Source organism: Pseudonocardia sp., assembly GCF_035305885.1.
Classification (GTDB): domain Bacteria; phylum Actinomycetota; class Actinomycetes; order Mycobacteriales; family Pseudonocardiaceae; genus Pseudonocardia.
This window is the reverse complement of the sequence record NZ_DATGOP010000115.1, coordinates 287,732-305,183: the sequence shown is the minus strand read 5'-3', so window position 1 is coordinate 305,183 and position 17,452 is coordinate 287,732. Positions and strand designations below refer to the sequence as shown.

20 protein-coding genes are annotated in these 17,452 nt (G+C 74.3%); 7 read left to right on the top strand and 13 right to left on the bottom strand.

Annotation, left to right across the window (positions count from 1 at the left end):
- Positions 1 to 2: 2 nt before the first annotated feature.
- Positions 3 to 788, bottom strand: a complete 786-nt coding sequence (locus VKZ81_RS26070; RefSeq protein ID WP_324244323.1) for a carbon starvation CstA 5TM domain-containing protein — start codon at positions 786 to 788, stop codon at positions 3 to 5.
- A 151-nt stretch (positions 789 to 939) separates the two neighbouring features.
- Between VKZ81_RS26070 and VKZ81_RS26065 the strand changes: the two genes are divergently transcribed.
- Both VKZ81_RS26065 and VKZ81_RS26060 read left to right on the top strand, forming a co-directional pair.
- On the top strand, positions 940 to 1,800 hold the full coding sequence (locus VKZ81_RS26065; protein WP_324244358.1) for an A/G-specific adenine glycosylase: 861 nt from the start codon (positions 940 to 942) through the stop codon (positions 1,798 to 1,800).
- The gene (locus VKZ81_RS26060) at positions 1,800 to 2,261 is read left to right on the top strand and encodes a 2'-5' RNA ligase family protein (RefSeq protein WP_324244322.1); all 462 of its coding nucleotides are present in this window, start codon (positions 1,800 to 1,802) and stop codon (positions 2,259 to 2,261) included. The genes VKZ81_RS26065 and VKZ81_RS26060 overlap by 1 nt, the downstream gene beginning before the upstream one ends.
- On the opposite strand, the gene VKZ81_RS26055 is transcribed toward VKZ81_RS26060, so the two are convergent.
- Genes VKZ81_RS26055 through VKZ81_RS26000 form a run of 12 tightly spaced genes read right to left on the bottom strand, consistent with a single transcriptional unit; the run spans position 2,258 to position 12,808 of the window.
- Positions 2,258 to 2,749 carry a peptide deformylase gene (locus tag VKZ81_RS26055; RefSeq protein ID WP_324244321.1) on the bottom strand — a complete coding sequence of 164 codons (492 nt, stop codon included), beginning with the start codon at positions 2,747 to 2,749 and terminating at the stop codon, positions 2,258 to 2,260. The two genes, VKZ81_RS26060 and VKZ81_RS26055, sit on opposite strands and share 4 nt — an antisense overlap.
- Positions 2,746 to 3,291, bottom strand: coding sequence for a PadR family transcriptional regulator (locus VKZ81_RS26050; protein WP_324244320.1), 546 nt, complete (start codon positions 3,289 to 3,291; stop codon positions 2,746 to 2,748). Before VKZ81_RS26050 ends, VKZ81_RS26055 begins: the two co-directional genes overlap by 4 nt.
- 30 nt (positions 3,292 to 3,321) lie before the next feature.
- Entirely contained in the window at positions 3,322 to 4,029 is a 708-nt protein-coding gene (locus VKZ81_RS26045; protein ID WP_324244319.1) for a class II aldolase/adducin family protein, read from the bottom strand.
- Positions 4,026 to 4,838, bottom strand: coding sequence for an ABC transporter permease (locus VKZ81_RS26040; protein WP_324244318.1), 813 nt, complete (start codon positions 4,836 to 4,838; stop codon positions 4,026 to 4,028). Before VKZ81_RS26040 ends, VKZ81_RS26045 begins: the two co-directional genes overlap by 4 nt.
- The gene (locus VKZ81_RS26035) at positions 4,835 to 5,989 is read right to left on the bottom strand and encodes an ABC transporter substrate-binding protein (RefSeq protein ID WP_324244317.1); all 1,155 of its coding nucleotides are present in this window, start codon (positions 5,987 to 5,989) and stop codon (positions 4,835 to 4,837) included. The genes VKZ81_RS26040 and VKZ81_RS26035 overlap by 4 nt, the downstream gene beginning before the upstream one ends.
- Positions 5,990 to 6,030: 41 nt before the next feature.
- Positions 6,031 to 6,816, bottom strand: coding sequence for an ABC transporter permease (locus VKZ81_RS26030; RefSeq protein ID WP_324244316.1), 786 nt, complete (start codon positions 6,814 to 6,816; stop codon positions 6,031 to 6,033).
- Positions 6,806 to 7,645 carry an ABC transporter ATP-binding protein gene (locus VKZ81_RS26025; RefSeq protein ID WP_324244315.1) on the bottom strand — a complete coding sequence of 280 codons (840 nt, stop codon included), beginning with the start codon at positions 7,643 to 7,645 and terminating at the stop codon, positions 6,806 to 6,808. Before VKZ81_RS26025 ends, VKZ81_RS26030 begins: the two co-directional genes overlap by 11 nt.
- Positions 7,642 to 8,175 carry a (2Fe-2S)-binding protein gene (locus VKZ81_RS26020; protein ID WP_324244314.1) on the bottom strand — a complete coding sequence of 178 codons (534 nt, stop codon included), beginning with the start codon at positions 8,173 to 8,175 and terminating at the stop codon, positions 7,642 to 7,644. The genes VKZ81_RS26025 and VKZ81_RS26020 overlap by 4 nt, the downstream gene beginning before the upstream one ends.
- Positions 8,172 to 10,439, bottom strand: coding sequence for a xanthine dehydrogenase family protein molybdopterin-binding subunit (locus tag VKZ81_RS26015; protein ID WP_324244313.1), 2,268 nt, complete (start codon positions 10,437 to 10,439; stop codon positions 8,172 to 8,174). The genes VKZ81_RS26020 and VKZ81_RS26015 overlap by 4 nt, the downstream gene beginning before the upstream one ends.
- On the bottom strand, positions 10,432 to 11,310 hold the full coding sequence (locus VKZ81_RS26010) for an FAD binding domain-containing protein (RefSeq protein ID WP_324244312.1): 879 nt from the start codon (positions 11,308 to 11,310) through the stop codon (positions 10,432 to 10,434). Before VKZ81_RS26010 ends, VKZ81_RS26015 begins: the two co-directional genes overlap by 8 nt.
- The gene (locus tag VKZ81_RS26005; protein ID WP_324244311.1) at positions 11,307 to 11,918 is read right to left on the bottom strand and encodes an SRPBCC family protein; all 612 of its coding nucleotides are present in this window, start codon (positions 11,916 to 11,918) and stop codon (positions 11,307 to 11,309) included. The genes VKZ81_RS26010 and VKZ81_RS26005 overlap by 4 nt, the downstream gene beginning before the upstream one ends.
- A complete protein-coding gene (locus VKZ81_RS26000) occupies positions 11,915 to 12,808 on the bottom strand; it encodes a fumarylacetoacetate hydrolase family protein (RefSeq protein WP_324244310.1) in 894 nt (297 codons plus the stop codon). Before VKZ81_RS26000 ends, VKZ81_RS26005 begins: the two co-directional genes overlap by 4 nt.
- A gap of 149 nt (positions 12,809 to 12,957) precedes the next feature.
- Here VKZ81_RS26000 and VKZ81_RS25995 point away from each other — a divergent pair, with 149 nt between their 5' ends.
- The 5 genes from VKZ81_RS25995 (at position 12,958) to VKZ81_RS25975 (ending at position 17,413) form a co-directional block, all read left to right on the top strand.
- Positions 12,958 to 13,629, top strand: a complete 672-nt coding sequence (locus tag VKZ81_RS25995) for a FadR/GntR family transcriptional regulator (RefSeq protein ID WP_324244309.1) — start codon at positions 12,958 to 12,960, stop codon at positions 13,627 to 13,629.
- 184 nt (positions 13,630 to 13,813) lie between these two features.
- On the top strand, positions 13,814 to 14,719 hold the full coding sequence (locus VKZ81_RS25990) for an alpha/beta hydrolase (RefSeq protein WP_324244308.1): 906 nt from the start codon (positions 13,814 to 13,816) through the stop codon (positions 14,717 to 14,719).
- A 98-nt stretch (positions 14,720 to 14,817) separates the two neighbouring features.
- Positions 14,818 to 16,242 carry a hypothetical protein gene (locus tag VKZ81_RS25985; RefSeq protein WP_324244307.1) on the top strand — a complete coding sequence of 475 codons (1,425 nt, stop codon included), beginning with the start codon at positions 14,818 to 14,820 and terminating at the stop codon, positions 16,240 to 16,242.
- Between the two features lie 32 nt (positions 16,243 to 16,274).
- The gene (locus VKZ81_RS25980; RefSeq protein WP_324244306.1) at positions 16,275 to 16,586 is read left to right on the top strand and encodes an antibiotic biosynthesis monooxygenase family protein; all 312 of its coding nucleotides are present in this window, start codon (positions 16,275 to 16,277) and stop codon (positions 16,584 to 16,586) included.
- 71 nt (positions 16,587 to 16,657) lie between these two features.
- Positions 16,658 to 17,413, top strand: coding sequence for an SIR2 family NAD-dependent protein deacylase (locus VKZ81_RS25975; protein WP_324244305.1), 756 nt, complete (start codon positions 16,658 to 16,660; stop codon positions 17,411 to 17,413).
- Positions 17,414 to 17,452: the final 39 nt, after the last annotated feature.

The window sequence follows — 17,452 nt, the reverse complement described above, 5'->3', positions numbered from 1 at the left end:
GCTCAGGGGTTGCGGATGAACTGGGTGGGCGGGCTGATCACGTCGTCCACCCGCGACAGCAGGCGGTACTCCCCCGCCGGCACCACCTGGCGCTGCACGGGGCAGCCCGGGGCCGAGGTGCGGCCCACCCACCGCACGGAGAACGTGAGGGGCTCACCGGGTTCGAGCGTGCGCGGGTCGGCCCCTCTCGCCGACGAGCAGTCGTTGCTCGACCACAGCCGGTCCACGCCGTCCGCGCTCCACACGACGATCTCCTGGCGCTCCGGGTCGAGGTCGCGGATGCACGGCCGGTCGGAGGTGTTGACGACCACCAGCCGCAGCAGCGCGCGCTCGCCGACCCGGTGCTGGGCGGGCGCCTCGGCCCTGACGGCGATCATCTCGTTCGTGCAGGGCACCGGCTCGGGGGGAGCAGTCGGCGTCGGTGGCTCCGGCACGAGCTCCTCCGTCGCCGGCTGTTCGGTCGCCGACTGCTCCGCGGCGAGCGGGTCCGGGGTCGGAGGCGTGGACCCCGCCGCCCCCGGCCGCAGCACGGCGGGCGGCCGCGTTGCGAAGGGCGGAGATCCGGAAGGCAGCGCGGCGAACGGCGGCGCGGCCGGGGGCGGGGAGGCCTCCTGGGGAGCGGACACGGCGGCACGGCTGGCGAGTCGGGTCTCGGGATCGTCGTCGTCACCGACCATGGCCCCGATCCCCCAGGTGAGCGCCACGATCAGGGCGGTCGCCGAGCCGATCGCGACCCAGCGCCGCCGCCAATAGACGGCCGCAGGCAGCGGACCCACCGGCTCCCACACATCACGGAGCGTATATCGCCGACTACCACATGTTGCGAACCGGGGCGCGTCACGGCGCGTCGCGACGCGCCGGAAGCACCCGAGCGGTTGTCGATCTTTCGGGCTGCTGCGACCCGTCCGGGGAGCGGTGGCACGATCGTCAGCCGTGTCGATGGCCGCGCTCGTGCTCGACTGGTTCCCCGCTGCGGCGCGCGACCTGCCGTGGCGCCGACCGGGTACCACCCCGTGGGGGGTGCTCGTCAGCGAGTTCATGCTCCAGCAGACCCCGGTGTCGCGGGTCGAACCGGTGTGGACGGAGTGGATGGCGCGCTGGCCGAAGCCCTCGGCGATGGCCGCGGCGTCCCGGGCCGAGGTGCTGCGCGCGTGGGGCAAGCTCGGTTACCCCCGCCGGGCGCTGCGCCTGCACGAGACCGCCGGGGTGATCGCGCGCGAGCACGGCGACGTCGTCCCGTCCGAGATCGAGGCCCTCGAGGCGCTGCCCGGGGTCGGGTCGTACACGGCGCGGGCGGTGGCGGCGTTCGGCTACGGGCGGCGCTGCCCGGTGGTCGACACGAACGTCCGGCGCGTCGTCGCCCGCGCGGTGCACGGCCGCGGCGACGCGGGCCCGGCGCGCACCGCGGCCGACCTCGCCGACGTCGACGCGCTGCTCCCGCCCGACGACGGCTCCGCCGCGGTGGTCTCGGCCGGACTGATGGAACTGGGCGCCGTCGTCTGCACGGCACGCTCCCCGCGCTGCGGGGTGTGCCCGGTGCGCGAGGTGTGCGCGTGGCGGGCGGCGGGCCGCCCGGAGTACACGGGCCCGCGCCGTCCGGTGCAGGGCTTCGCCGGCACCGACCGGCAGGTCCGCGGCCGTCTGCTCGACGTCCTGCGCAACGCCGACGGCCCCGTGGAGCGCGCCGCCCTCGACGCGGCATGGGACGACGCGGCCCAGCGCGACCGCTGCCTCGACTCCCTGCTCGTCGACGGGCTCGCCGAACAGCTCGACGACGGCCGCTTCGCGCTCCCGGCCTGATGGCGCAGACGGTCGTGTTCCGGCTCGACGACGCCGCGTGCGCCGAACTGACGGCGCTGCGCGGGCGGCTGGCCGAGCACGGCATCACGACGCCGGCCGGGGCGCCGTCGGTGATCGCGGCGGCGGCCGGGGCGATCCCGCAGGCGGCCCGGGAAGCCCTCGCCGCGGAGGTGGGGATGCTGGCGCTGCCGTCGATCTGGCTGGAGACGCTCGGGACCGTCGCCGGGCGGCCCGACGAGCTCGTGCTCGCCGCCGTGGTCGACGCCGAGCTGCTCGCCGTCCACAGCGCGGTGCACGACGCGCTGGCGGGCCGCGTCCGTTCCCCGGTCGCGGCGTACCTGCCGGGGACGTGGCTGCCGCACTGCGTGCTCGCCACCGAGCGCCCGGCCGACGCGTTCGCGCTGCTGCACCCGGTGCCCACGGTCCGGGCCCGCGTGGTGGCGGTCGACGTCGAGGGCTAGCCGAGGAGCTGTCGCTCCCGCAGCTGCCGCATCACGGCCCGGCGCCGCTCCCCGGTGAGCCCGTCGATGTACAGCTCGCCGCGCAGGTGGTCGGTCTCGTGCTGCAGGCAGCGAGCGAGCTCGCCGGTGCCCTCGACGACGACCGGCCGCCCGTGCACGTCGACGCCCTCCACCCGCGCGTAGGCCGCCCGCAGCCGCGGCGCGGACACCCCGGGCACCGACAGGCACCCCTCCTCCCCGTCGTACTCGCCGTCGGTGGCGACCAGCCGCGGGTTGACCACGTACCCGCGCGCGCCGTCGACGTCGTAGGAGAACGCGGCGAGCGACACCCCGATCTGGTTGGCGGCGAGCCCGGCCCGCCCGGGCAGCGAGACCGTGTCCATGAGGTCCTCGACCAGGGCGGCCAGCCGCTCGTCGAACGAGGTGACCGGCGCGCAGGGCGTGCGCAGCACCGGGTCCCCGATCAGGCGCAGCTCCCGGACCGTCACGACCCCACCCCCAGCTTGCCCAGCTGGTCGAGCACGAGCGCGTGCCAGTCCAGCTCGGCCCGCAGGCGCAGGCGGGCGTGCTCGAGCACGAGGTCGTCGGCGGGGGTCTGGTCGGGCCAGCGGCGCTCGCCGAGGTGGTCGAGCCGCGACAGCCGCGCGGTGAGGTCGCGGACGCGGTCCTCCAGGTGGCCGCGCATCGTCGCCTCGTCGAGATCGGAGGCGGTGGCGAGCGCGAGGTCGACCGGGTCGGGCGGGAACCGGACCTCCTCGAACGCCTCCGCCTGCAGCGCGGCCAGCTCGCGGCGGCCCTCGTCGGTGATCTCGTAGACCGTGCGGGCGGGCAGCCGCCCCTCCTGCTCGGTGCGCAACGCGCGGACCAGGCCCTCGTCCTCCATCCGGTGCAGGGCCCCGTAGAGCGAGCCGGGGCGCACGTCCGACCAGAGCTCGGCCCGGTCCACGCGGGCGTCGCGCCGGATCTGGTGGCCGTACATCGGCCCGCGCTTGGCGAGCGCGCTCAGCACGAAGAGCCTCGTGGGGTTCACGCGGCCAGTAAACCACTCACATGTGAGTACTCAGAAGCGACCTTGTGCGCCCAGCCGCCGCAGCAGGTACCGCCACGCCCCGGCGACCTGCCCCGGCCCGAACACGGAGTCGCGCTTCGCCCGCGCCTCCTCGTCGCTCGACCAGGTCAGCGGCCGCCCGGTCGCGGCCGCGGCGAGCTGGGTCCGGCAGGCCTTCTCGAGGAAGACCGCACCGAGCACGGCGGTCGGCAGGTCCCCGCCCACGGTCACGACGCCGTGGTTGACCAGCAGCAACGCGTTGTGCCCGCCGAGCGCCGCCGCGACCGCGGCCCCCAGCTCGGGGGTGGTTATCAGGTCGCTGGTCGCGGTGAACCGCGGCGGCGACGGCGGGGAGAACAGCGCGCCTTCGTGCCCGATCGGCCGCAGCGGCAGGTCGGTCGCCCCGAACGCCACCGCGGCCTCCGGGTGCGTGTGCACGACCGCCGCGGCGTCCGGGCGCGCCGCGAGGACCTCGGTGTGGATCGGGTACTCGGCGTGCACCCCGCCCGTCCCGTCGAGGACCCGGCCCGCGCGGTCGACGAGGACGACGTCGTTCGGCCCCACCTCGTCGAAGCCGAGCCCGCGGGCCTTGATCCACACGCCGCGGCCGTCCGGGTCGCGCACCGAGACGTGGCCCCAGGCCAGGTCGGACTGGCCCATGAGGTCGAGCACGCGGCAGCCGAGGCTCACCAGCTCGCGCGGGTCGTGGTGGTCGCTCATCCGCGTCCCGCGTCCTTCCAGCCGGAGAACGCGCGCTCCAGCAGGTCGAACGCCGCGATCATGACGACCCCGAGCAGGGCCAGCACGATGACGCCGACCAGCATGTTGTCCGCGCGGAAGTACTGCGCCTCGGTCTGGATGAGCCCGCCGACCCCGGTGAGGTCGAGGAACACCTCGGCGATGACGACGCCGAGCAGGAGCCTGCCCGCCGCGATCCGCAGGCCCGCGAGCACGTAGGGCACGGCCCCGGGCAGGATCACGTGGCGGACGGTCTGGCGCTCGGTGGCGCCGAACGAGCGGGCCACCTCGATGAGGTCCCGGCGGGCGTTGCGTACCCCGATGGCGGTGTTGATGATGATCGGGACGACGCCGCCGATCCAGATGATGAACAGCCGCCCCCAGAACCCGACGCCGAACCAGAGGATCACGAGCGGGATCAGCACCACCCGGGGCGTCGCGTAGATCGCGTCGATATAGGGCTCGACGACGCGTGCGAGCCTCGGGTAGAGGCCGAGCACCACCCCGATCGCGAGCCCGCTGACCAGGGCGAGCAGGAACCCGAGCCCGAGCGACTGGAGCGTGACGAGCACGGCCTGGGGCAGGCGGCCGTTCGCGGTCAGCTCCCCGAAGGCCTCGGCGACCCGGCTCGGCGGCGCGAACAGCACGGGGTTCACCAGCCGCCCCGCCACCTCCCAGACGGCGAGGAACACCACGAAGGCGACCACCGGCAGCCCGGCGTTGAGCAGGGCGGCGGGGGCGGCGCCCCGCGACGCGGCCGCCGCGGGGCGCTCCTGGACGGGGGCGGTCATGACCGCGACCCCTGCCCGCAACCCATGTCCGCCGCCTCACGCAGGAAGGTGGGGTCGGCGATGGTCGCCGGGTCGACCCGGGTGCTGATCTCGCCGGTCTGCATCATGGCGTCGACGAGCCCGCCGAGCCCGTCGACGGAGAGGATCCGCTCGGGGTCGGTCGGCCACATGTCGACCTCGCGGCCCGACCGGTAGATCGCCCGCGCCGCCTCCTCGGTGGAGCCGGGGACCACCCGCAGCACCCAGTCGACGAACCCGTCCTCGCTGCTGTTGATCCACTCGTTGGCCTGGAGGTTCGCGCAGGCCAGGGCGAGCGCGACCTCGCGGTTCTCGGCCCAGTAGCTCTCCTCGGCGAAGAAGGCCGCCGAGGGGATCCCGGGCACCGTGTCGGCCATGTAGTGCACGAGCCGCAGCTGGTCGGTGCGCCGACTGAGCTCCTCCCAGTCCTCCATGAAGATCGTGGCGGCGTCGACCTGGCCGCTCAGCAGGGCGGCGGCACGGTCGGGGCTCCCGCCGATCTGGACGAAGCGAACGTCGCCTTCGGGGTTCATCCCGTTCTGCTCGAGCGTCAGCCGGGTGAGCAGCGCGTCGAACCCCGACGGGCCGGACATCCCGACGACGCGGTCGCGCAGCGCGGCCAGGTCGGTGATGTCGTTGCGGGCCACCAGCACGTAGTCGACGGCGGTGTACGGGGCGCCGATGGACACCATGCGCGCCCCCTCCGCGGCGCCGAGGACCACCTCGTCGGTGCCCTGCGAGGCGATGTCGGCCCCGCCCGCGACGATCGTCTGCACGCCGCTGGTCGTGGTGATCACCACGACCTCGACGTCGGCGCCCCACTCCTCGAGGCGCTTGTAGGCGAAGAAGGTGCCCATGTTGATGGCGCCGGGCGCGGGCGTCGTCGCGACGACGCGCACACCCGACAGGTCGAAGGTCGGGCCGCCCTGGACGCCGGTGGCGGGCACGGCGTTCTGGTCGAACGCCTGCAGGCCGCCGCCGGACGCTCCACCCGGGGCGCCGCCCGCCGGGACGGGCGGGCTCTGGGCCGCCCCGCCCGCGCAGGCGGAGGCGAGCAGCGCGGCGGCGCCCAGCAGCGCCCACCGGCGGGCGCGGGAGCGGGCGGACGGGGTGGGTGAGGGGGACGCGGTCATGTGTCAGCTCCTCGTCGAGCAGCGCGTGGATGGGGAAGCGGTCAGGAGTGACGCCAGTACTGGAAGCGGTTCTCGATGCGTTCGAAGACCTTGGTGAGGGCGATGCCGAGCAGCGGGAGCGGCAGGATGGCCGCGAGCAGCAGGTCGGTGCGCATGGCGGCGCCGTACTGCACGATCAGCGCGCCGATCCCGCCGAGGCGCAGGTACACCTCCGCCACGGCCATGCCGACGACGGCGCGCCCGATGCCGAGCCGGTACCCGGCCATGATCAACGGGAGCGCGGCGGGCAGGACGACCCGGCGCAGCCGCGCGACCTCCGAGCTCACCCCGAAGGAGGCCGCGACCTCGAGCAGGTCCCGGGGCGCGTCGCGCACCCCGGCATAGGTGTTGATCATGATCGGGAAGAACGCCGCGAGGAACACCACGACGACCCGGCCCGGCATCCCGAACCCGAACCACAGCAGGATCAGCGGGAGCAGGGCGATGTCGGGCGTGGCGTACAGGGCGTTCAGGAACGGCCCGAACACGCGGTGGGCGAGCTCGTAGCGCCCGATCAGGATCCCGAGCAGGGTGCCCGCGACCAGCGAGGTGCCGAACCCCAGCGCGAGCAGCTGGAGGCTGGAGAACAACGCCGCAGGCAGCGCCCCGTTCACCGTGATCTCGACGAGCCCCACGAGGACGTCGGACACAGGCGGGAGCAGCAGCGGGTTGCCCAGCCTGCCGTAGAGCTCCCAGCTGCCGAACACGACGACGGCGGCGACCAGGTGGCCCGCCACGGGGGCCCGCCGCGCCCCGGCGAGCCGGGCCGCGGCGACGTCACCGGCCACCGGAGATCTCCTGCTCGGTCTGCGCGCGCAGGTCGTCGCGCAGCAGCTGCCAGATCTCGTTGCGGACCGCGGCGAACGCCGGGTGGGCCCGCACGTCGTACTCCCACCGGGGGCGCGGCAGGTCGACGTCGACGACCCGGCGCACCTGCCCGGGGCCGCGCGACAGCACCAGGATCCGGTCGGCGAGCAGCACCGCCTCGTCGAGGTCGTGGGTGATGAACACGACCGTCTTGCGGGTCTCGGCCCAGATCCGCATGAGCTCTTCCTGCATGTACTCGCGGGTCTGGGCGTCGATCGCGCCGAACGGCTCGTCCATGAGCAGGATCTCCGGGTCGGTCGCGAGGGCCCGGGCGATCCCGACCCGCTGCTGCATCCCGCCGGAGAGCTGGTGCGGGTGGCTCGTGGCGAACCGTTCCAGCCCGACCCGGCGCAGCTGCTCACGGGCGCGCTCGGCGGCCTCGGCGGCGGGCACCTTCCGGATCGTCAGCGGGAACATGACGTTGTCCAGGACGGTCTTCCACGGGAAGAGCCCGAACGCCTGGAACACCATGGCGCGCTCCGGGCCCGGGCCGGTGACCTCCCGACCGTCGATGCGCACGGCGCCCGCGTCCGCGGCCTCGAGGCCCGCGATGATCCGCAGCAGCGTCGTCTTCCCGCAACCGCTCGGCCCGATGACCGAGAGGAACTCGTCGGGGCGGATGTCGAAGTCGACGCCGCCGAGGGCGGGGACGACCTCCTGGCGGCCGCGGCGGGTCCAGCGGAACGTCTTCTCGATGCCGGAGAGCCGGATCTTGGGTTGCACGACGGTTCCGGTGGTGTCCGTGGTCATGCCGCACCTCCGTCGGCGGGCTCGGCCCCGACCAGGTCGGCGACCGCCTCGAGGATCGTGGGATAGGTGCCGCAGCGGCACAGGTTGCCCGCGAGGTACTCGCGGACCGACTCGACGTCACGCCCCGCCTCGGGGTCCTGCAGCGCGGCGTGCACGGTCAGGACCATGGCCGGGATGCAGAACGAGCACTGGTAGGCGCCGCGATCGACGAACGCCCGTTGCACCGCCGACAGCTCGCCGGACGGCAGGCGCAGCCCCTCGCCGGTGGTGATCTCCCGGTCGTGGGCCTGGGCGGCGAGCATGATGCACGAGCTGGTCACCTTGCCGTCGACGAGCACGGTGCACGCACCGCACACCCCGATGCCGCAGGCGCTGCGGGCGCTGGTGATGCCCAGCTGGTCGCGCAGCACCTGCAGCAGCGTGGCCGCCTGGTCGATCTCGACGGTGCGGGTCTCGCCGTTGAGCCGCAGGGTCACCGTCCGGGTGCTGCCGGACGGCACCGCGTCGGCCACCTCGGGTTCGGCCGTCATCCGGTCTCCTCCTTCACCGGGTCGTGCTCGCCGAGCGCGCGCAGCACGCGCTCCGGGGTCAGCGGTAGGCGGTCGATGCGGGTGCCGGTCGCGGCGAAGAGGGCGTTGGCGACCGCGGGAGCCACGGCGGGCAACGCCATCTCGCCGACGCCGTGCAGCTCGGCGGATTCGTCGCCGGCCTCGAGCGCCGAGCTGGTGATCACCGCGGGCACGTCGAGGATCGACGGGATCATGTAGTCGGACAGGTTCGGGTTGGTGAGCGTTCCGTCCTGGTAGTGCAGCTCCTCGAACAGCGTGGGGCCGAGGCCGAACACGGCGCAGCCCTGGTTCTGCTGGCGCACCCGCAGCGGGCTCACCACCCGCCCGGCGTAGCAGTTGGCGTGCATCCGCAGCACCTCGACGCGCCCGGTCTCCAGGTCGACCTCGACCTCGGCGGCCGCCCCGCCCTGGTGCCAGTGCACGGTGACCCGGCCCCGCACGTCGTGCGGGTCCTCCAGCAGCGTCAGGCCGAAGTCAGGGGCGAACACGCCCTCACCGACGACCTCGCCGGTCCCGGTCGCGGCCAGCAGGCCCTCCCAGGGCAGCCGCTCGCCCGTCCCGGGGTGGGCGACGTGGCCGTCGGCGACCTCGACCTCCTCGGCCGGCACCCCCCAGTGGTCGGCCGCGAGCGCCCGCAGGCGGCGCTTGAGGTCCGCCGCCGCCCGCTCCAGCGCGGTGCCCATGGCGTGGGTGCTGCGGCTGGAGCTGGTGGTGGTGTCGTACGGGGTGTGCGCGGTGTCGGGGAAGCCGCGGACCAGCCGGTCCGCGGAGATCCCGAGGTGGTCGGCGGTGAGCTGGAGCAGGGTCGGGTGGGAGCCCTGGCCCAGCTCGACCGTGCTCGAGTCGAGGTGCACCCGCCCGTCGGGGACCAGCCGCAGCCGGGCCTCCGACCGGGTGGGGGTGAGGGTGTTCTTGAGCATGATCGCGATGCCCTTGCCCCGGGCCTTGCCCGGAGGCGCCGGCTCGGGCGGGCCGCCCCAGTCGATCGCGCGCTCGAGGTCGTCGAGCAGCTCGTCGTAGTGCAGGTCGTGCATGACCTCGCCCGTCGGGTAGACCTCCCCGTCGCGCAGCAGGTTCTTGCGCCGCAGCTCGAGCGGGTCCATACCGAGGTCGGCGGCGATGTCGTCGAGCTGCGACTCGTAGGCGAACGCCAGCTGCGAGGTCATCGCGCCGCGGAACGGGCAGCTGGGGACGGTGTTGGTGTAGGTCGCGACCGACTCGATGGCGACGTTCGGGATCGTGTACGGGCCGTTGGCCCGGGTCAAGCCCTGCCCGGAGGCGATGGGGCTGGAGAGCGCATAGGCGCCGGCGTTGTAGTTGACCTTGACCCGGCGGGCCACGATCGTGCCGTCGTCGCGCACCCCGGTGGTCAGCTCGACGGTCGCGGCGTGCTTGGCCGCGGTGAGGAACACCTCGTCGCGGGCCAGCTCCATGCGCACCGGGCGGCCGGCCGCGCGGGCGGCGCACGCCACCAACGGCTCGATCTTCACCTGGGTCTTCGCGCCGTACCCGCCGCCCACGTTGAGCGTGCGCACACGCACCCCACCGGGTGGGACGGCGAACATCTTCTCCAGCGCCTCCCGCACCGCGTGCGGGGCCTGCGTGGCGCTCCAGACCTCGAGCCCGCCGCCGGTCCAGTCGGCGATGCAGACCATCGGCTCCATCGGGACGTGGCTGGCCGACGGCGAGTGGTAGACGCCGGTGTAGACGCGGTCGGCGGACGCCAGCGCCGCGTCCGGGTCGCCGTGGCGCACCCGCCACGACCCGCAGCCGTTGTCCGGCCACGCGTCGTGGACCACCGGCGCGCCCGGCCGGGCCGCCTCGTTCGCGTCGACGACGTGGGGCAGCTCCTCGTAGTCGACCTCCACGAGCGGCGCCGCGGCGGCGGCCGCGGCCGCGGTCTCGGCGACGACGACCGCGACCGGCTCGCCCGCGTACCGGGCCTTGCCGATCGCGAGCGCGGGCTGGTCGGGCCGCGGGCTGCCGTAGTAGGGGTTCACCTCCGGGTCGGCGTCCAGGTCGGCGCCGGTCAGCACCAGCAGGACGCCGGGCACCGCCAGCGCGTCGTCGGTGCGCACCGACCTGATCCGCGCGTGCGGGAACGGGCTGCGCACGGCCTTGGCGTGCGCCATGCCGTCGACGCGGACGTCGAGCACGAACGGGACGGTCCCGACGACCCGCTCCTCCGCGTCGTGCATGCGGCGGTCGGATCCGACCTCAGGCACTGCGAACCACCTCCTCCGGCGCCGTGAACCGCTGCACCGCCCGCCGCACGAGGACCTCGACCATCCGGCGGCGGTACCAGGCCGAGCCGCGGGCGTCCTCCAGCGGCTCGACGGCCTCCGCGTAGGACCGTGCGACCTCGCCGGCCAGCGCGTCGTCGACGGCGCGGCCCGCGGCGGCGTCCAGCGCGGCGGGCACCCGGTGCAGCGTCGGCGCGACCGCGGCGACGACGACGTCCAGCTCGCGCACCCGGCCCCGCTCGTCGGCGTCGAGGCGGGCGGCGACGCCGACGCACGGGCGGTCCTCCGACGAGCGGGTGCGGTACTTGAGGTACGTGGCGCGCCGCCCGGGCCCGGCGATCGGGACGTCGACGTGGGTGATGAGCTCGGCGTGGTCGAGCACGGTCTCGTAGAAGCCGGTGACGAGGTCGCGCACCGGGATCTCCCGGGTGCCGTCCGGCCCGGTCGCGTGGCAGCGGGCGCCGAGGGACGCCAGCGCCGCAGGCGGGTCGGAGGCGTAGTCGGCCTCGGCCAGGTTGCCGCCGAGCGTCGCGACGTTGCGGATCCTCGGGTTGCCCACCACCGAGCAGGCGTGGGCGAGGCTCGGCGCGACCGAGCGGACGAGCGGCGAGGCGGCGACCTCGGCGAGGGTCGTGGTCGCGCCGATCCGCAGCACGTCCCCGGCGCGGGTGATCCCGGCGAGGCCGGGGATGCGCCACAGCGCGACGAGCGACTGCGGCGCGACCAGGCCCTGCCGCATCATCAGCACCAGCGCGGTGCCTCCGGAGACGACCTTGGTGCCCCACGGGTCGGCGGCGAGCAAGGCGCAGGCCTCGCGGGTCGACCCCGGTTCCCGCACGACCGGCGCGGTCATCGCACGCCTCCCTTCCGCCGGGTGAGGCGGCCGCGGGCGGCCCGCAGCAGCGCCCGCACGAGCAGCGCGAGCAGGCCGCGCCGTGGTCCGGCGGTGGCCGCCGCAGGGGGAGCTGCGACGGCCACCGCCTGCTCGGGGGAGGCCGGGGCGGAGCGGACGGCCTCGGCGGCGAGGGTGGCGTTGGCGCAGGCGGCGAACTCGCGCACCAGCTCGCCGGCCGCGGCGCGCACCACGCCGGTGCCGTACTGGCCCATGCGGCCGCGCAGCGCGACGTCGGCGGTCGCGGTGACCCGCGTGCTCGACGGCGCGACCTCGGTGAGGTCGGCGGTGAACCGCACCGTCGCGACGCTGCCGGTGGCCCGGTCGCGCCCCTCGCCCACCGCGACGAGCCGCGCGGGCGCCTCGCTCGGGTCGAGGCGCAGCGTCCCGCCGAAGGACGCCCGGATCGGGCCCATCCGCACGCCGAGCCGCGCCGAGTACTGGTTCGGCCCGGTCTCCTCGACGCCCTCCAGCCCGGGCACGCACCCCGCGACCCGCTGGACGTCGGTGAAGAACGCCGCCACCGCGTCCCGGGGCGCGTCCACCGTGAACTCCTGCTCGATGATCATCGCGCCCCGCCCACCCGGTTGCGCAGGATGCCGAGGCCGGTGATCGACACCTCGACCACGTCGCCCGGGGCGAGGTAGCGCGGCGGGTCGAAGCCCATGCCGACGCCCGCGGGCGTCCCGGTGGCGAGGATGTCGCCGGGCAGCAGGGTGGTGCCCGCCGAGATCGTCGCCACGAGCTCGTCGACCCCGAAGACCAGGTCCTTGACCGGGGCGAACTGGCGGGTCTCGCCGTTCACGGCGGTCCGCAGCTCGAGGGCGCCGACGTCGTCGACCTCGTCGGCCGTCACCGCCCACGGGCCCATCGGGCAGTGGGTGTCGAGCGACTTGCCGAGCAGCCACTGCTGGTGGTCGCGTTGCAGGTCGCGGGCGGTGACGTCGTTGAGGATCGTGTAGCCCCACACGTGGTCGAAGGCGCGCTCGGCCGGGATCGCCCGCCCGCCGCGGCCGATGATGACGGCGAGCTCGCCCTCGTAGTCGAGCTCCGCGGTGACGCCGCGGTGCGGGTCGATCTCGGCGTCGGGTCCGACGACCGCGGTGGTCGCCTTGCTGAACACCACCGGCCGCTCCGGGACCGCGTCCGCCTCACCCGCGTCGTCGAGGCCGGTCCCCACCACCTCGAGGGCGTGCGCGCGGTAGTTCTTGCCGACGCACCAGACGTTGCGCCGCGGTCGCGGGATCGGCGCCAGCAGCCGCACGTCCGCGAGCGGTCGGGCCGGGAGCGCGGACGCGTTCCGGGCGAGGGCGGGCCCCAGCTCGTCCCAGCGCTCGATCACCTCGAGCATGCCGGCGCCGTCGGGGAGCAGACCGGTGACGTCGCGGATCGTCTCCCGGTCGGCGTCGAGCAACCCGACGCGCTCCTCGCGCCCGGTGGTGAAGCTCACCAGCTTCATGGATTGGCGCTCCAATCTGAACCAATTTCGGACCAATCAGCGCTCGAGCGGGAACCATACAGCCAGGAGACAAGGGACGGAAGAGGCGATTTCGCTGATCCGAGTGCGCGTTATTGGTTCGGATTGGTTCGAAGAGCTACCCTTGATCCGTGCTGAACGTGGAGCAGGCCCTGCGGGCCCTGGTGGCGGAGGGCGTCGCGGACGGCACGCTCGGCCCGGGCGCGAAGCTGCCCACCGAACGCGCCCTCGTCGAGCGGCTCGCCGCGCCGCGCGGCGCGATCCGGCGTGCCCTCGACGTCATGGAGCGCGAGGGCCTCGTCGTGCGGCAGGTCGGGCGCGGCACGTTCCTCACCGAGGAGGGCCGCACGGCGGTCAAGCGCGCCCCGACCGACACCAGCCCCGCCGAGATCATCCAGGCGCGCCTGCTGATCGAGCCGCCGGTCACGGCGCTCGCGGCGCGGCACGCGACGCAGTCCGACCTGGAGCGGATCGCACGGTGCGTCGACGGGCTCGGCGACGCGCTCGTCGACGAGGACCCCGACCTGCTCGAGACCTGGGACCAAAGGCTGCACCGGGCGATCGCGCACGCGACGCACAGCGGCCTGCTCGAGCACCTCTGCGACGTCATGCACACCGCCCGCGAGCTGCCGGTGTGGGGCAGCCTCAAGCGGCGCACCCACACCATCGAGCACCGGCGGCTCTACCACCGCCAGCACGTCGCGATCGTCGACGCGCTGCGGGACCGCAACCCCGAGCTCGCCGAGTCGACCATGCGCACCCACCTGGAGTCGGTGGCCCGCAACCTGCTCGGCAAGCCCTGAGCCCACGGCCCGTGCCGACAACCGGAACCGGTGGCCCCCACACCGATCCGTTGTTTCCCCCGCGAACCCGCGCGTCCATAGGTTCGGCGGACGCCGGACGCGGCCACCGGGTGGCCGGTTCCCGAGGCGAAGACAGCACGTTCCGACCCTCCTTGGAGGCACGTTGACCAGCGATGATCCCGACGTGATCACCCCACGGCCCTTCCAGCTGTTCACCGGCGGCACCACGCTCGCCGCGACGCTGCACCGCACGCCGGAAGACCTCGTCGAGCCGCAGCCCGCGCTGCTCGTCACCGGCTCGTGGCTCACGGTCAAGGAGCAGATGGCCGACCTGTACGCCGCCCGGCTCGCCGCCCGTGGCTACACCGTGTTCACGTTCGACTTCGCCGGTTTCGGTGCCAGCGACGGCACGCCGCGGCAGGCCGAGCTGCCCGCGCGCAAGATCGACGACATCGTCGCGGCCGCGCGCGCGGTATCCACGCTGTCGTTCGTACGGCCCGGCGCGCTCGGGTACCTGGCCATCTGCGCGAGCGCCCAGTACGTGCTGCGCGCGATCGCGGCCGGGGCGCCGATCACCGCCTACGCGAGCGTGGCCGGCTGGTTCCACGACGCGGCCACCGTCGCCCCGTTCTACGGCGGCGCCGACGGCGTGGCGAAGCGGCTCGACCGGGCCGCCGACGCGCTCGCGCTCTACCAGCGCACCGGCGAGGTCCGTACCGTGCCCGCCTACGACGCGGGCAACGAGGAGGCGGGCATGTTCCTCGAGCTGGACTACTACGCCTCCCCGGCCCGCGGCGCCGTCCCGACCTGGGTGAACGAGATGGCCGAGCTGTCGTGGCTGTACTGGCTCACCTTCGACGGGCTGTCGGCCGCCCCGGCCGTGCGGGCCCCCGGCCTGTTCGTCCACAGCGACGGCTGCGTGCTGCCGGAGAACCTGCGCACGGTGGCCGACGCGACCGCGGGCCCGACCGAGGTCGTGTGGGCCGACGGCGGCACCCAGATCGACTTCTACGACCAGGACGAGCAGGTCTCGCTGGCCGTCGACGCGGCCGACGAGCACTTCCGCAAGCACCTGCCCGGCGGTCGCTGACCGCTCGACCCCCGCGCGGCCGTGCCGGCTCCCCCGACCTTCCGGCGCGGCCGCGCCCACCTCCGCCCCCGACCCCGACACCCCAGGAAACGCTCCCCGTGGACCGTCGTACGTTCCTGGCCGGTTGCCTGTCGGCCCCCGCGTTGATCGCGGCGGCCCGTCCCCAGCAGGCCGCCCCCCGGCTCGCCACCGTGTCGGTGGACCTCGCCGCCCCCTCCGGCCGGTTCCCCTTCGGCCTCGGCCGCCAGCTCAGCGCGATCCCGCAGAGCTGGCGCTACGGTCCCGCCACCCTCGCCGCGCTCGACGCGCTCCAGCTCGAACGGGTCCGCGTCTGGCTGCGGTTCACCCGCACGGTCGACCCGGCCACCCGCCGACCCGACTACGCACGCTGGTACGACTACCTCGACACCTACCACCAGCGCGCGCAGCGGGTCCTCGTCAACTGGCAGACCGACTACGACCCCCTCGTCACGAGCGGCGGCTGGACGGCCGAGCAGCTGTACACCGCACAGGTCGACATGCTGGCCCACTACAAACGCCGCTACCCGAAGATCGAGTACATCGAGGTGGAGAACGAGGACCTCGGGGTCCCGGCCGACGCCCCCCGTTACTACGAGAAGTACCGGCTGGCCTACCGGGTCGTGAACGCGGTCAACGCGATGAACCTGCCCGGCCCCCGGTTGCTCGTGGGCGGCCCGACCCTCGACGTGTTCAGCACGCTGCGGCTCGGCGCGTTCCTCGACCAGTACGCCCGCGACGGCGACCAGGCGAAGCGCCTCGACTTCATCAGCTACCACCAGTACCTGATCAACACCGGCGGCGGAGCGTGGGACGCGCTCAAGGACGAACCTGCGATCGTGCGGACCGAGCGGCAGCAGGTCGTCGACCTCCTGCGCGCCCGCGGACTCCCCGCGGTCCCGGTACTGGTCACCGAGATCGGGGTCTTCCCCGGGACCCGCGAGTCCCCGCGCGGTTTCGATGCCGACCTGCACATCCAGGCCGCCTGCGCCGCCTCGCTGCACTACCACTACGCGGGCCAGCAGGACATCATCCCGTTCGACTGGACGATCGACCACCCGGAGAACGACCGGAAGGACCTGTTCGTCGACCTCGCCACCGGCGTGCCCCGACCGTATTACGCCGCGCTGCGCCAACTGACCACGCTCCCGCCCACCCGGGTGCGGGCGACGTCCGACGCGCTGTCGCCCCAGGGCACCGGCGTCTACGGGCTCGCCGCGGCGAGCGGCTCGACGGTCGCGGTCATGACGTGGAACTACCAGTGGACGGGCACGGCCGCCTACGACTCCCGCATCGTGCTCACCGGCTTCTCCGGGGCGTTCCGCACGTCGTCGGTCCGCGTCACCCGATACCGGGTGGCCCACGACGTCCACGCCGGCGGCCTGAACCCGGTCGAGACGTTCGTCATCCCGCCACGGACGGACGGCACCTACTACAGCCAGACGCTGCCGCTCGCCCCCAACGAGCTGCGCCTGCTCGTCCTCGAGCCCACACGCGCTCCATAGCCGAGGGCGGCGCGGTAGCTACCCTGGAAGCCATGGCCGTCGTGAAGATCAATGCGATCGAGGTGCCCGAGGGCGCCGGCCCAGAGCTGGAGAAGCGGTTCGCCAACCGGCTGCACGCCGTGGACGGCCAGCCCGGCTTCATCTCCTTCGAGCTGCTGCGCCCGGTGTCCGGCGAGAGCCGCTACTTCGTCGTCACGCACTGGGAGGACGACGAGTCGTTCCAGGCGTGGATGAAGGGCGCCGGGATGCAGGCCCACTCCGGCGAGCGCGCCCGCCCGGTCGGCACCGGGTCGTCGCTGCTGGAGTTCGAGGTCGTGCAGCAGTCCCGGGCGTCGGGATCCTGAGCGGGGACCTCGGGCGCGCCGCCGAGCTGATCCGCGACGCGGGCGCCCTGCTCGTCTGCGCCGGCGCGGGGATGGGGGTCGACTCCGGCCTGCCCGACTTCCGCGGCCCCGAGGGCTTCTGGCGGGCCTACCCGCCCTACCGCCGCCTCGGGCTCCGGTTCGAGGAGCTCGCCGACCCGGTGCACTTCGCGGAGGACCCCGAGCTCGCGTGGGGCTTCTACGGCCACCGCCTCGAGCTCTACCGGCGCACCGAACCGCACGTCGGGTTCGTCGTGCTGCGCGAGTGGTCGAAGCGGTGGCCGACGCGCGTGTTCACCTCCAACGTCGACGGCCAGTTCCAGCGCGCCGGCTTCCCGGCCGACACCGTGGCCGAGTGCCACGGCTCGATCCACTGGTTGCAGTGCACCGCGCACTGCGGGCAGCCGCCGTGGCCCGCCGACGACGTCACGGTCGAGGTCGACCCGGAGACGATGCGCGCCCGGCCGCCCCTGCCCTCCTGCCCGGCCTGCGGCTCCCTCGCCCGCCCCAACATCCTGATGTTCGGCGACGCCGACTGGGTCCCCGATCGGACGGCCGAGCAGCTGCGCGCCCACACCGCGTGGCGCCGCGAGCTGCACGCCGCCGGCGTCCCGCTCACGGTCATCGAGATCGGCGCAGGCACCGCCGTCCCGACCGTGCGGCGCGAGGCGGAGCTCTCCAGCGCCGCGAGCGGGGCGCTCGTGCGGATCAACACCCGCGAGCCCGAGGTGCGCCACGGGCGCGGCGTCGGCATCGCCCGCCCGGCCGCCGAAGTGCTCACCGAGCTCGCCGACCTCGTCGAGGGCTGAGGCCGCGGCCGGCGCCACCCCCCACAGGCCCCGGCCGCG